The 13148-nt window shown below is 33.2% G+C and carries 16 protein-coding genes and 2 pseudogenes; 5 read left to right on the top strand and 13 right to left on the bottom strand.

What is annotated here, in order from left to right:
- Positions 1–291: 291 nt before the first annotated feature.
- Positions 292–690, bottom strand: coding sequence for a hypothetical protein (locus tag CN514_RS23820; RefSeq protein WP_286141816.1), 399 nt, complete (start codon positions 688–690; stop codon positions 292–294).
- A 311-nt stretch (positions 691–1001) separates the two neighbouring features.
- Positions 1002–1193 (bottom strand): DUF4279 domain-containing protein, encoded by a 192-nt coding sequence (locus tag CN514_RS23815; RefSeq protein WP_098234693.1) that lies wholly within the window; start codon positions 1191–1193, stop codon positions 1002–1004.
- Between the two features lie 295 nt (positions 1194–1488).
- Between CN514_RS23815 and CN514_RS23810 the strand changes: the two genes are divergently transcribed.
- Positions 1489–2019, top strand: coding sequence for a WGR domain-containing protein (locus CN514_RS23810; RefSeq protein WP_098234692.1), 531 nt, complete (start codon positions 1489–1491; stop codon positions 2017–2019).
- A 202-nt stretch (positions 2020–2221) separates the two neighbouring features.
- On the opposite strand, the gene CN514_RS23805 is transcribed toward CN514_RS23810, so the two are convergent.
- From CN514_RS23805 to CN514_RS23795, 3 genes are all read right to left on the bottom strand, one after another.
- The gene (locus CN514_RS23805; protein ID WP_098234691.1) at positions 2222–2962 is read right to left on the bottom strand and encodes an esterase family protein; all 741 of its coding nucleotides are present in this window, start codon (positions 2960–2962) and stop codon (positions 2222–2224) included.
- A gap of 17 nt (positions 2963–2979) precedes the next feature.
- Entirely contained in the window at positions 2980–4167 is a 1188-nt protein-coding gene (locus tag CN514_RS23800) for an ATP-grasp domain-containing protein (RefSeq protein ID WP_098234690.1), read from the bottom strand.
- A 66-nt stretch (positions 4168–4233) separates the two neighbouring features.
- Entirely contained in the window at positions 4234–5064 is an 831-nt protein-coding gene (locus CN514_RS23795) for an alpha/beta hydrolase (protein WP_098234689.1), read from the bottom strand.
- Positions 5065–5584: 520 nt separating this feature from the next.
- Between CN514_RS23795 and CN514_RS23790 the strand changes: the two genes are divergently transcribed.
- Positions 5585–6097: a GNAT family N-acetyltransferase gene (locus CN514_RS23790; protein ID WP_098234688.1), complete on the top strand. Its 513-nt coding sequence runs from the start codon at positions 5585–5587 to the stop codon at positions 6095–6097.
- Between the two features lie 77 nt (positions 6098–6174).
- Here CN514_RS23790 and CN514_RS23785 read toward each other — a convergent pair whose 3' ends face one another.
- The 3 genes from CN514_RS23785 to CN514_RS23775 all read right to left on the bottom strand — a co-directional run bounded on the left by CN514_RS23785 (position 6175) and on the right by CN514_RS23775 (position 7763).
- A complete protein-coding gene (locus CN514_RS23785) occupies positions 6175–6642 on the bottom strand; it encodes a hypothetical protein (protein WP_098234687.1) in 468 nt (155 codons plus the stop codon).
- Between the two features lie 64 nt (positions 6643–6706).
- Entirely contained in the window at positions 6707–7207 is a 501-nt protein-coding gene (locus tag CN514_RS23780) for a hypothetical protein (protein ID WP_098234686.1), read from the bottom strand.
- Positions 7185–7763 (bottom strand): RNA polymerase sigma factor, encoded by a 579-nt coding sequence (locus CN514_RS23775; protein WP_286141815.1) that lies wholly within the window; start codon positions 7761–7763, stop codon positions 7185–7187. Before CN514_RS23775 ends, CN514_RS23780 begins: the two co-directional genes overlap by 23 nt.
- Before the next feature lie 203 nt (positions 7764–7966).
- Here CN514_RS23775 and CN514_RS23770 point away from each other — a divergent pair, with 203 nt between their 5' ends.
- Together CN514_RS23770 and CN514_RS23765 are read left to right on the top strand one after the other, a co-directional pair.
- A complete protein-coding gene (locus CN514_RS23770; protein WP_098234684.1) occupies positions 7967–8941 on the top strand; it encodes an NAD(P)H-quinone oxidoreductase in 975 nt (324 codons plus the stop codon).
- A 26-nt stretch (positions 8942–8967) separates the two neighbouring features.
- Positions 8968–9672, top strand: coding sequence for a DUF554 domain-containing protein (locus tag CN514_RS23765; RefSeq protein WP_098234683.1), 705 nt, complete (start codon positions 8968–8970; stop codon positions 9670–9672).
- 41 nt (positions 9673–9713) lie between these two features.
- Here the strand turns inward: CN514_RS23765 and CN514_RS23760 are convergent, their stop codons facing one another.
- The 4 genes and pseudogenes from CN514_RS23760 to CN514_RS23745 form a co-directional block, all read right to left on the bottom strand.
- Positions 9714–10412, bottom strand: coding sequence for a YoaK family protein (locus CN514_RS23760; protein WP_098234682.1), 699 nt, complete (start codon positions 10410–10412; stop codon positions 9714–9716).
- Between the two features lie 496 nt (positions 10413–10908).
- Positions 10909–11367, bottom strand: a complete 459-nt coding sequence (locus tag CN514_RS23755; protein ID WP_098234681.1) for a hypothetical protein — start codon at positions 11365–11367, stop codon at positions 10909–10911.
- Positions 11368–11521: 154 nt separating this feature from the next.
- Positions 11522–11805 (bottom strand): annotated as a pseudogene (locus CN514_RS23750) (CPCC family cysteine-rich protein).
- Positions 11806–12039: 234 nt separating this feature from the next.
- On the bottom strand, positions 12040–12708 hold the full coding sequence (locus CN514_RS23745) for a Type 1 glutamine amidotransferase-like domain-containing protein (protein WP_098234680.1): 669 nt from the start codon (positions 12706–12708) through the stop codon (positions 12040–12042).
- A 93-nt stretch (positions 12709–12801) separates the two neighbouring features.
- Here CN514_RS23745 and CN514_RS23740 point away from each other — a divergent pair.
- A pseudogene (locus CN514_RS23740) lies at positions 12802–12939 on the top strand (GNAT family N-acetyltransferase); the annotation flags it as partial.
- On the opposite strand, the gene CN514_RS23735 reads toward CN514_RS23740, so the two are convergent.
- A complete protein-coding gene (locus tag CN514_RS23735; protein ID WP_435817655.1) occupies positions 12900–13052 on the bottom strand; it encodes a hypothetical protein in 153 nt (50 codons plus the stop codon). The pseudogene CN514_RS23740 and the gene CN514_RS23735 overlap by 40 nt on opposite strands.
- Positions 13053–13148: the final 96 nt, after the last annotated feature.

Below are 13148 nucleotides of genomic sequence, written 5' to 3'. Positions count from 1 at the left end.
ATCATTTTAACAAATAAATGCTCCTTTATTATGACTATAGAAAGTTTAAACTTTTATAGTAATTTACTTATCATACACTAGTTCATACTGTTTATTAAATTAACACAACCTATCTAATGAGTTAAAATATTGTTGAATTTTCATTGAATTTAAGTGAAATTATTCATAATCTGTACCTATTAGATGTTCTTTTCCTCCACAAAAAAGACTCACCAGATGAAAAAGGAGAATGATTTCATTATGAAATCATTCCCCTCGAATAGTATGTAAATTTAATACTGATATAGCTCCTCAATGGCTAGCTAAGCGTTTTTCAAAATCCGCCTTAAACAGCAGAATAGCATCGATATTTAAAGCAAAATCATGGTCACTGATATTAAAATTAGTTATAAATTCGTCAGATCTTTCACGAACCATAATTGTCGGACGGTTATTGTCCCCAATAGTGTCCTGAGTTACACCACTTCCATAAAAATACCAGTTCGTTTCAGTAGCCTTATTTACAGCATTTTTAGATAAGTCATTTTTTATTATTCCGCATAAATTCTCCATAAAATCTTCATTAAGATTAATGATTTTTCCATATTCACTTTCAACAGTTAAATCAGCATCCCCATACCAAATATTCCTGCTTGTTCTCTTTCCTTCATTGGAAGTATAAGTTTCATCAAACAAAATCTTCATTTTCATTACCACCCCGTTAAAATACAATTTCTTCACACTATTATACACCAATTAGAAATTGGAAAATAGCTTGCTGTAAGTCTCACTAATCTTGAGTTAGGCAAGCTAACTTCATATTTGGGTTCTCTTATCGTTAAGAGTTAGATTGGTGTCTATACTCATAACTAGAGCTTGATTTTTTTAAAACTCGAAAAATAACAATCTACAGGAATTCATCAATGGCGTTAGTGAAAGAAAGGTTCCAATAATCTAGTTGCTTTTATTATTTAACTAGCGACAGTTTAGTAGTATAAGAAAATTATAAAATATGGTACTCATCATAATTGCCAACTTGTACATGTTCTAACCCGTCTCTTTGTTGAGATTATTTTAGGATTTTTTGTTCGTTTAATTTCTTCGCCTTTAAAAAAAGAATATGTTGGATTAATCCCTAGTAATTCATTTACATAATCTATCGGAAAGTCATCGCCTTTTATCTCAAAATACGTCATTACATTTGTTTGATCCATATTTCCCTCCTCAATGATGTACAACTCTAGCTTGCTTTAGTGTAAGTTCATTACTTAGCAACCTTACTATTAAAATATAAAAAGAGCTACCTTAAAATAACGGTCCTCCTTTGAGAGAGAAAACAATAAATGAACAATAATTATTGTCAGTTTATATATGTGCTATTTTTATAGCGAAAATGAATATTAAAATATATTCGATTTTATTAAAGGATTAATAGCCATTGAATGCAGACAAGATTTTTATAATAAATGATATAATCTATCTAAGATAAAATAATAGGTGGTGTTGCGATTGATTAAGATGATTAATCAGGTTAATAATGAGGCTTTGTATTGGGAAGTCTGGCAAGATGGTAAAACACTAATAATTCATTACGGTATTGTTGGAGATACTGGTAAGACTGAGGAAATGAAACTATCACTATTTCAAAAGGCAGAAAAATTGATGGATGAATTAGCAGAAGAAAAAGCTAATGAGGGCTACGATTATATAGATGAAGATGAACTATTCGAGCTTGTAATTCAATACAACTATAAAGAAAGCCAGATGGAAGCAGCTCTTGAAAAGCGACATCAGGTTGAGGATTTAATGAATGAATGTTTAGGTTGGACGGGCAACGGTTTATGCGATGGCGGGGATATAGGTAGTGGTACAACTAATATTGTCAACTATGTTGTAGATGTTAAAAAGGCAACACAAACAATCTTAGAAGAACTAAAGAATAACAACCTACTTGAAGGAGTAAAGCTTGCATATTTAAATCCCGAAGTCGAGGAATATGTCGCTTTGTATCCAGAAGGAGCCGATTTTGACCTAATTTAAAAAAGCATTGAGACATCTCAATGCTTTTTTCTGTTATTTAACTTGTTAATTAACTTGCTAAAACAGTGTTATTTCATCACATTAAAATTACTTTACCTCCGAAAAGAGAACCAGTTACCTAAAAATTATTATCGCCACCGTATTTCTACTTTTAATATGAAAAATCCTTAACATTCAACAGTACTGAAGTTTTTATAATTTTTTATTTAAATAATTCCCCTAAATAATACGGCATTTGTTTTCGCCACCAAACCCAGTCATGTGAAACATCTTCGCCCCACTCATCAAACCATGCTTTAATTTGTTTTTCTTCAAAGGCTTCTTTTAATGTAAAGTATGAAGGCAGTCCGTCTTGTTCCCAATCACCTAGCCCGGTACAAATTATAATATCTGCTGAACGGTATCGATCTATAAACCAGCCGTCATTTTGATTCCATATGTAATCGCTTGGTGAATTTTCGTATACAAGCGGATCATTTCCGTAGTCTCCAAAAAAGAAACGTACATCGTAAACACCACTAAGTGCGACGGTTGTTTGGAAGACATCCGGATGTCTAAGGAAAAAGTTCAACGCATGATATGCCCCCATACTACAACCCGTTGTCATCATTGGATCAAACCAACCTGTTTTATGTTTAATAAACGGTATAGCTTCTGAAACCACATAACGATCATATGCTTCATGAGCTAATGCACGGTCATGTACCGATTTTGAGTCGTGTAGCCAACTTTCGCTATCTATGGTAGAGAGTGTAAAAAATTGAACTTTTCCGGATTCAATAAAGTCATGACACACATCAATCATTCCAAAATTATTGTATTCAAAATGCGTCCCCCCAGATGAAGGAAAAACTAGGATTGGCATGCCACTGTGTCCATATCTGTTCAACTGCATTTCGCGTCCTAATTCCCCGCTCCAATGGCTTAAATGTTCTATATTCATAGAAAAATCTCCTATCCTTATACGTTTACAACGCTGCAATTTTTTCGTTCATGTACAAAATGAATGATTTCATCGACTTCTTCCTGTGAATCTGCATTAATCGCATAAAATTGATTTCCTTGTAATTCTGCAAAAGCATCTGGAATACGCTTTTCAAACTTCACACGATCGCCAAATCGTTCATAAATAGCATTCGTATCGTGGTTATACTCATAGGCATCACGCTGTGTTATACCGACACAATACTGGTTTTTTGCATTGGGCTTCTTAATTTCTCCACCTGTTACAATAGAAGCATACTGATCAAATAAATCAATGGAGTATGCGAAATTGTACATATCTATCGTGTAGCCGCCAGCTAAGCGGTTATTATATTCAAGTGCAACATAATCCCCATCTTCTAATTTAAAAAACTCAATATGGAAAAAGCGTTCCTTCATCCCAAAAGCTTTTACAATTGATTTACCATAGTATTCAAGCTTTGGATCAATTTCTTTTTGAATAATATAAGCTAAATCCAACTGACCCTTAACAAGTTCTAGAGTTGGTACATTATATGTAAAGCTTGTTTGGAAAACAATATTCCCTTTTTGATCAACTAAACCATCAAATGTACAAAGCACGCCTCCTTCGACATATGGTTCAATGAAGTACACTTGCGCTTCATCCCATACTTCTTCAAAATGGCGTACAGCCTCTTCTGAACATAATTTAAAGGTTGCAGCTGAACCAACACCATTATCTGGTTTAGCAATAACTGGCAGTCCTAATTCATCAATGGCTTTAGTTAACTCTTTTTTAGTTTTAACGACTTTTCCATCTACAACAGGTACACCTGCTTTTTTAAACAGCTTTTTCATTTCAGATTTATATTTAACTTTTTTCAAGTCACTCGGTTTATTTCCATATACATTAAATTGTTCACGCAACTGCGCATCAAGTTCTAGCCAGTATTCGTTATTAGATTCAATACGCTCAATCGGACCATGTTTATAAAATAAAAATGCAACAGCACGTTTCACTTCATCTAGATCTTCTAAATTATTCACACGATAATATTCTGTTAAAGAGTTTTGTAATTTGGAACCTAATTGGTCATATGGCTCTTCACCAATACCTAGTACATTAACACCTGCGGCTTTCAAACGATGAGCAAATGCCTGAAAATTCTCTGGATAATATGGAGAAATCAAAATATAATTCATAATATTGCTCCTTTATAAAAAGTAATAGTTATCTAATTTAAGTCAAATATCATTAATCAGTTAGATTTAAGACCATTTCTCACTTAAGAAACGTAAACATTCTGGTAAGTGTTTTGACCAAGCTTTTTCATCATGTACTTCATCTGCATAAATATTTAAACAAATACTATCAATTGGAACAGAGCCTTTTATCAGTTGTTTATAATACTTAAGCGAGCAATCGATATATGCCTGCTTCATATTTCCATACATGAATTGACGATCGGTATCATCGCCTTCCTGAGTACCAACTTGAATATACACTCGTTGTTCAGGATCCAACTCTTGACTAGTAATATAATGATCAAATGATTTACTTGTAATCCAATTGGCTAAAGAAAAAATACCTAAACCACCAATTTGATCCTTATATTCAACACCCATAAAAGCAGAAATATTTCCTCCTAGCGAACTACCAATCACCGCTGTATGATATTTATCCGGTTTTGTTCGATATTGCTTATCGATAAAAGGCTTCACGACTGTCATGACAAAATTAGCAAATTCCACGCCTTTCCCACCTAGTTCATAATCTTCAGGAAGTGGGCTTTCAGTAATTTTCCAAGGCGTATATTCATTAATTCGATCTTGTCCACCGTTATCGATCCCAACAACTATCATCTTTGGTAAATCGGGGTTTAGTTTAATTGCCGGAATCACTTTCCATGAATACCCGCTATAAGATTCGCTACTATAGAAAATATTTTGACCATCATGCATATAGACAACTGGATAATTTTTATCCTTGTCTTCTTCATAATTTTTCGGCAATAAAACACGCACGCGACGTTTTTCATTTTTATAAGACATATGTAATTGATGTGTTTCTAGTTTTAAATAAAAATAGGATTGATTCATTTTTACTTCCTCTCTCCTTTAAACTTACCTTTAGAAAAATCCAACTGCTTAAGTTCTTCTAATAAAAAAGTGTTCGATAAATATAAATCACACTAGGAAGAGAATTATTCAATAACTTATTTACTCCTATGTACTAATTTCTTTATTTTAATCTAAATCTATTAAACTTTGATGCTTACCAACTGCCTAAACAATTCTCTTCCAAGCAGTTTCCACATCGGTCTGAAAAATCATTTGTAACTAATTCAACGAAAATAGATTAGATTCCTTCTTGAACAATCATGTCAAATAATAAAATAGAGGATATTCGATAAATGAATATCCTCTATTTCACACTATGGAAAGATAGTTTACTAAGGAAACGAGGTTTATAATACAAGTTATGAACAAATATAAATTGGTATATTAAAATATGAAAAACCAATCTATAGCAAACAAATATAAATTTCAATTTTACGATTTGTATAAAAAGTTCTAAAATAAGAAGAGATTACAAATTAAATATGGGGGAAATAAAAAAATGATTAGGGAAGCTACTCAAAAGGATTTAAAGGACATTTTAGAGATTTATAACGATGCCATTCTTAATACAACTGCAGTTTATACATATAAACCACAAACGCTTGAAAGCAGACAAATTTGGTATGAACAAAAGATGGATGAAGGGTTTCCAATACTAGTCTTCGAACTTTATCAAAAAGTCGTTGGATTCGCTACATTCGGTCCTTTTAGAGCTTGGCCAGCCTATAAATATTCGATTGAGCATTCAGTTTATGTAAATAGTGAATACAGGAAAAAGGGTATTGCCACTTCTTTAATGAAAGAATTAATCTCTATTGCCAAAGAAAGAGAGTATATGACATTAATTGCCGGAATTGATGCAGATAATGAAAAAAGTATTGCCATGCACAAAAACTTCGGATTTGTCTATTCAGGCACAATTAAAAAGGCAGGTTATAAATTTAATAGATGGCTTGACTTGTCCTTTTATCAATTAGATCTTGATGGACCAAAGAATCCTACAGAAGAATAAATCAGTAATCAATTAAGGGAATGTTTTGAACATTTTTTTCAAAACATTTCCCTTTCTTATTCTATCGAAAAACATTCTTATTTTACTTCTAAAGCAAAAACATAAGAGGCATCGCCATGTGATAAGTGCTCATCTTTTTTATCTATCCACCATACTCCATATGAATAATAATATACTCCTTTATTAATAGGTGCTGAAAATTGATTCTTCACTAATAATATTTCACTTTCCTTACCATTATTTACTTGAGTTAAGTGAATTTCATTTGGTTTAGGATTATAATTCATTATAATTTTAACGTTTTCGCCAGGTTTTACTTCAATCGGCTTTTTCCCCTCTAATAGATCGACCGGTCCAGCTGTATCAGCACATTCCCCGTTTCCTTTCGTAATCCAACAATAAGAACCTAACTTCGTATCATATGTTTGATTTTCTACTTGAACCATTGTTTTTGGAGGCTTATTACCTTTCAAACCATTTAATGCTGAGCATCCAGTGAGAATGAGAAAGAAAAAAAGTACAGCTGCACTTAACCATTTTGACATTTTAGACACTCCCTCTTTTCAAATTGGCGTATAAATCTTTCTTTATTTATGACTTCAATTTCAATCATTTTTCAGTTTTTAAAAACTTTAAGATTGTTCCGTCCTCTTGTTTTACAATCATGACTTTTGAGTCCACATTCGTTAAATAAATTTTATCGCCTACCTTTAACATATTAGACGAAAAATTGGCTTTCGGAATCGTATTTTTTTTAATCACTTCTTTGACTTCACCAACTTGGTCTTTTAGTATAAATTCCTTATTATGTATAATTCCTTCAAACCGATATTGAGCCCCGTTTACAATTAATAGTCCAATACCGGAATCCGAAGAAGTATATTCTTTTGTAATACCTAGGTCTTCCTTTAGTGCGTTTTTAATAGGTGAATTAATAAAAATGGTAATAGCCAGAAACAAAAGAATCCCAACTGAAACAAACGATTTTCGAATATACCCCCAATTGGAATTCGCTTTATTCCATATTTGATCATATGTGACGGAAGGGTTATGTTGATCTAAATTCTCTTGAAGAGTCTGTTTAATGTCAGAAATAGGATTGTTTTCCACCTTTAAGTTCTCCCCTTTTCAGTTTTTGTTCTACTTTAAACAGTTCGTTTTTCGATAAACGATTTCTTAATTTTGTCAGCGCGTAATTAAGCCTTGATTTACATGTACCGATCGGAATATTTAAAGAGTCCGCCACTTCATCTAATTTAAGTTCTAAATAATAATGAAGAACAATCACTTCCTTACTCTTCTGCGGTAATAAGTTTATCTCTTTCCAAAGATGATCTTCCATTTCATTTTGTAAAATCGATTGTACAACTTCATTTTCAGTTAGAACATCATACTGAATGCCGAAAAGTTTCTTAATTTTTTGTTTACGTATCATATTGCGGGTGATATTTACGGTCATTCGATAAATCCAAGGTTCAATTGCTTTTGTTTGATCAAACAGATGGAATTTTTTTATGATACGAATGAACGTCTCTTGGGTAATATCATCTGCCATTACGTTTGATTTTGTTAAAAAGTAAGCAGTACGATACACCAATGACGAGTGGTTATTAAACAATTCTTCTAAACGTTCTTTGTCAATTGGCGCCAGTTCTCCTCCTTTCACCATTTACTCTATATACACTAAAAAACAGATTATAGTTCGGAGTTTTTTTTAAAATTATTTTCCTTAAAATTGCTTTAAATAGAATGAGTAAGGAATTATGTTAAGAAAATCTACAAACTTCATCAATCCGAGTTTTTAAAATATTCTTTCGATTAGTTATATAGTATGATAAGAATTAAATTAATTAAAGGTAGGTTTTTAGAATGAAGGCAGTTCAAATTGATGAATCAAAGCATTTATTTATTGACGTTTATCAGATGCCTGTTTTAGGTGAGAATGAACTACTTGTTAAAGTTCATTCTACGGCTATTAATCGAGCTGACTTACTTCAAAAACATGGTAAGTACCCTGTACCTAAAGGCGCATCACCGATTTTAGGTTTAGAGATGGCCGGTATTGTTGAACAGGTTGGGGCTAATGTTACAAATTGGAAAGTTGGAGATCGTGTTTGTAGCTTATTGCCAGGCGGAGGTTATGCGCAGTATGTTTCCATTCCTTCAGATTTGGCAATTTCTATTCCAGATCATTTGTCGTTCGAAGAGGCTGCGGCTATACCTGAAGTGTTTTTGACAGCTTACCTAAATTTATTTGAATTAGGTAGATTAAAAGAAAATGAAACTGTATTAATTCATGCCGGAGCTAGTGGTGTTGGGACCGCTGCAATTCAGCTTGCAAGAGAATTCGGTTCTAGTTCAATTGTTACTGCTGGGAGTGAAACGAAACTTGAAGCTTGTACTGATATAGGTGCTAATCATGTGATTAACTATAAAAATGAAGATTTTCTATCTGTAGTCGAAAAAGTTACTGATCATGTAGGTGTAGACGTCATTTTAGATTTTATTGGTGCATCCTATTTCCATCAAAACCTACAATCATTAAATACTAATGGAAGGATCATTTTGATTGGTACAATGGGTGGAGTTAAAGTGAACGATGTGAACTTATTACCTCTTTTGACAAAGAGAATTTCCATTATCGGGAGTACTTTGCGTTCACAAACACTTGAGCAAAAAATCTATTTAACAAATCAATTCAAAAAAAATGTCTTACCACTTTTTACGAATAAGAAAATAAAACCGATTATCGACACAGTGTATAGTTGGCATGAAGTGAATGAAGCGCATACTCGAATGGAGAACAATTTAAATATCGGAAAAATAGTCTTAAAAATAGATTAATTATATGCAAGTTAAAGGGGATAATCATGGTACTACTCGGATCATTTGTTAATGCAGCAGCTATTATTTTAGGCTCTTTACTAGGTTTGTTTATTAAAAGAATTCCAGATCGAATGAAAAACCTAGTAACTCAGTCAATTTCTCTCGTAATTATAGTCATAGGATTTACTTTAGCTATGAAAACAAATCAAGTTCTAATCGTCGTTTTTAGCTTATCGCTAGGTGCGGTTGTAGGAGAATGGTTAGATATCGAAAGTAAATTAGATAAATTAGGTCTATTTATCGAAAGTAAATTTCATTCTGAAAACGAAGGTTCCATTTCTAAAGGATTTGTTACATCGACTTTATTATTCTGTGTTGTCGCGATGGCTATACTCGGAGCACTAGATAGTGGACTTCGTCATAATCATGAAATTTTATATACAAAATCAATGATGGACGGTTTTTTATCAATCATTTTAACTTCGACTCTTGGCATTGGCGTGTTATTCTCTGCTGTACCGGTTTTAATCTATCAAGGATTCATTGCCATTTTTGCCTCATTTGTACCGAATCTAGTAACACAGCATTTATTAAATTCAATTATTGCTGAAATCTCAGGTACAGGAGGAATTTTATTAATTGCACTTGGTTTGAATTCATTAGGTTTAATAAAAATAAAAATTGGAAATATGTTACCTTCTATTTTATTTGCACTTATTATTGTTTGTTTCATTCAGTTTTTCAAATAAGATTAATAAAATGAGCCGCTAAAAAGGGCTCATTGTTTAATTTAATGGAGTTTCTTTCTAAAATAACCTTTGTCTTTATGATATAAGATTATCGCTACTATTAATACTCCTGCAGCAATCCAAACAGCTTGATTCCCAATATATTTTGTGGAAAGACTCCCAAACAATGCGCCAAATGAAAAGGAAAGGATAATAACTAAAAACTCTTTAAATTTTGTTTTTGCTTCTTTGTCATGATTTACAAAAGCTGTATATGCTGCCTGTGAAGCAATTCTAATATTACCGGTTGTCATCGTTGAATTGTATGTCCATTTATCTAAATGAGTGAAGGTTGAAATTTGTAATGATGAGACAAAGGAGATGCAAACTGTTACAACTATATTAGGTACACTACTAGGTAATAATCCTACAATCAATAATACACTACATTCTAATAAGAGAATTGAACGTCTATAGCTGTATAATAGTTCTCTTAAACGTGGATGTTTAACAGATTCAGCAACTAATACCCCTAGAATAAAGGCTATAATAGGTAGAATATAATCCACAGAGCTTTTCCAATTTCCATAAGATAGATTGATTGCTAGTAGAACAAGATTTCCAGTTTGTGCATTGGCAAATACACCGTCTCTGCTTATAAAAGTATACCCATCTAAAAATCCACCTACTAACGCTAACAATAAACCAAGATAGACTGAATTTGATGATAATGATGGAATTATTTTTTGTTTAGATTTCAAACTAGTTCTCCTACTTCTATTACAAAACTTAGAACAATCATAACACACTTATTATGTAAATAAATGTGAACAATAATCCAACAATTACATAAAAAATAATCAATTTTCCACTTGGGTTAATTGCTTTTTTTAAATGGCTCTGTTAAAGTAAATTGTTGATTTTTGAAATAAAAAAGAGGCTGTCAAATTAGACAACCTTTAGGACTCTTTTCGAACTAATGCACTGTACTGTGTTAGTTGGATAATTTACTGCACTACTTTTTATTCCATATGTAGTTGTGATAAGTAAAAGCTTTGTGCTGCAACTAAAATTATAACTACCGATAAGACAAAGAAGCCAATTGACCAACTTTTCTTTTTTAAAATATAATTACAGAATTTAAAATAATTCTTTTGCAAGTAAACTATTTTATTGAATAAAAAAGCCGCATATTATAAGCTCATGATCCTCAACTAAAGCAGCGATAATTCAATAAGCGATTAAATGATTTTCTAATTAAATACCCAAATGATATAAATATAAATTACCTTTAGATAATTTTTCCGCCATTGATATCATTTTTTCTATCTTTATTAATAGTTCGTCCCTATTAATGATGAGCTTTTCGTATTCTCCATCCTCATCATTTTCTCCAAATACAAAATTACCTCTAAGTTTCAGTACTTTAGGTCCATTAATAAATAAGTTTCTCCATGAAGTAAAAATTGCTATTATCATCTCTGAAGATTGCTGTTCAAAAAGGGTTATTCCATAGTAGTTAATCCCTCTTCTGTTTCTATTTTTACTTGTTGAAGGATTAATACTTGGAATCCAGTCTAATGAGTCCATTATATATTGGATAATATCATCATGTATTATAACTCTATCAATTACATTGTTATTATCTCTCAGTCTCCAAAGCTCTTGAAGATCAACTGTGTCAGGTACAAGATAAAATTCGTGCTCTAAACCCATTTTTTCCCCCTATGTTTAAAATTCTAAAAAGTAAATATAATATTTCTAGGTCAATTAAAATGTCAAATACATAAATAAAAGCAACCAATGGCTGCCTTGATCATCAACTAATGCACTGTTTTAGTTCAATAGAATTTGATTTTACTTAAAATGCTTACTCATTGTGAGTTCCTTCCTTTTCCCACACTGGTTTCCATAAAGTATCTTTCTCAAAAAACTCTCTAACAAATTTACCTATAAATCTTTTCTCACTAGCCCCAAATGATATAAGTTTCTTTGCGCCTGCCTTAAACTTACCTTATTAGCACCACCACATCTATCTGGTTTATCTTCCATTACACTATCTTCTTGCCAAGAACAAACATTGCAGATTTCAAAACTTCCTTCTCCTTCTGAAAGCGTCTTAAAGCCACAACATGAACAAGTATACATTTTCATCGTTTGCACCTAATTTCTAATTCTTTTTATGACTTTATTCTATCATTTCTTATGCAACTATCCCCAGTTAGTCCATTAAAAAAATCGACTTTTCAGCCGATCTTGTTGTTCACCTTAAGCATACGTTATTTGCAATAGGTGATGATTTCTTAATAAAGCCCATCCAAACTTGAGATAGAATGAGCTTCAATCAAATTCAATATTAATTTAGCAACAATTTCCTGAGGAGTAGAATCAGGGCGAAAACAGTTTCCAATGTCCTTCGGAGACAACTTCAACCTCTCCGTCGATTACTTTGAGGGCGGTTTGATCATCAATCGCATACGACGGCCCCTGCATCCCGGCTGCCCATCTCTCTGCGGCAGCAAGGGTGTTTCCCGGCAGCATCTCGTGATCCAGGTGCGGAAAGATTGAAAAATCAACCAGGCTCAGTGTTTCATCGCCACCGTTTGGTGAAGTCCAGCCAACGAAGTATTCCCCTATGTTAGGTGCCATCACCATGCTCCCAGCACTCATTCCCACATAGACTGAGTTCAGTGACGGTAAAAGCTCTGCCAGCCCGGATTGACGCATCCAATGGCAAAGGTAAAGGGCGTCGCCGCCTGACACAAGCAGTACATCTGTCTCCTGAACCAGTGGTTTCCAGCGGTTTTCGTCGATGCTTGGCAGCGCTGTGAGCTCCAAAACGCCGACTGACTTCCAACCGAGGCTGACCATAGGATTCTCTTCTTTTCCACTGATGAACTGCCAGGCTTTGACGCCAGGGCCAACCCAAGGGTGTCCATACATCGCAGTAGGGATGCACAGGGCGTTGGAGTCAGCAATTGGCTTGCCCAACATGTCAACCAGTGCGTCCTGTATGCTTTTGTTATTGATGCCTCCAGATGTAAGCAGAAATTTCATAACTCCACTCCTTGTCCTTGTTTAGTACTATCAAGTTTGTTCATACTTCAATGATAGCAACTCTAGCTTTATGACTGATTAGAACATTTCTCTATGGATTTGGTTGTGTTTTCAGATTATCGTGGTAAAGGTATAGGTAAAAAACTAGTAGAACTTTGTGTTCAAAAGCTTCCGCAAGGTGATTGGTTTGCTCACACCTCTTCTAACAATTTTGTAAACTTTTCCTTCTGCCAAGATGGAGTATTCCTAGCCCATCCAGCATCTTCAAAAAGGGCTTCAACATAATCAGCTGGTACTCCTTCAGTACCTTCCCTAATTACTAAGCCATTAAAATATTGATACATATTCTAACTCCCCCTTAATTTAATACAAACTTAATACTACATTTTAGGATTAATCCCCTTTAATATTTAACAATTTTTATGCAACTATCCTGCCAT

The sequence above is a fragment of the Bacillus sp. AFS001701 genome (genome assembly GCF_002559405.1).
Classification (GTDB): domain Bacteria; phylum Bacillota; class Bacilli; order Bacillales; family Bacillaceae_G; genus Gottfriedia.
Note: the sequence above shows the minus strand (reverse complement) of the source record. Positions and strands in the feature narration are given on the sequence as shown.

Coding starts and splice junctions, on each gene's coding strand:
- CN514_RS23755 (WP_098234681.1), bottom strand. CDS start 11,367: ATGGGTTTAGAGCACGAATTTTATCTTGTACCTGACACAGTTGATCTT.
- CN514_RS23745 (WP_098234680.1), bottom strand. CDS start 12,708: ATGAAATTTCTGCTTACATCTGGAGGCATCAATAACAAAAGCATACAG.
- CN514_RS23805 (WP_098234691.1), bottom strand. CDS start 2,962: ATGAATATAGAACATTTAAGCCATTGGAGCGGGGAATTAGGACGCGAA.
- CN514_RS23795 (WP_098234689.1), bottom strand. CDS start 5,064: ATGAATCAATCCTATTTTTATTTAAAACTAGAAACACATCAATTACAT.
- CN514_RS23800 (WP_098234690.1), bottom strand. CDS start 4,167: ATGAATTATATTTTGATTTCTCCATATTATCCAGAGAATTTTCAGGCA.
- CN514_RS23765 (WP_098234683.1), top strand. CDS start 8,968: ATGGTACTACTCGGATCATTTGTTAATGCAGCAGCTATTATTTTAGGC.
- CN514_RS23815 (WP_098234693.1), bottom strand. CDS start 1,193: ATGGATCAAACAAATGTAATGACGTATTTTGAGATAAAAGGCGATGAC.
- CN514_RS23785 (WP_098234687.1), bottom strand. CDS start 6,642: ATGTCAAAATGGTTAAGTGCAGCTGTACTTTTTTTCTTTCTCATTCTC.
- CN514_RS23820 (WP_286141816.1), bottom strand. CDS start 690: ATGAAAATGAAGATTTTGTTTGATGAAACTTATACTTCCAATGAAGGA.
- CN514_RS23735 (WP_435817655.1), bottom strand. CDS start 13,052: ATGTATCAATATTTTAATGGCTTAGTAATTAGGGAAGGTACTGAAGGA.
- CN514_RS23790 (WP_098234688.1), top strand. CDS start 5,585: ATGATTAGGGAAGCTACTCAAAAGGATTTAAAGGACATTTTAGAGATT.
- CN514_RS23770 (WP_098234684.1), top strand. CDS start 7,967: ATGAAGGCAGTTCAAATTGATGAATCAAAGCATTTATTTATTGACGTT.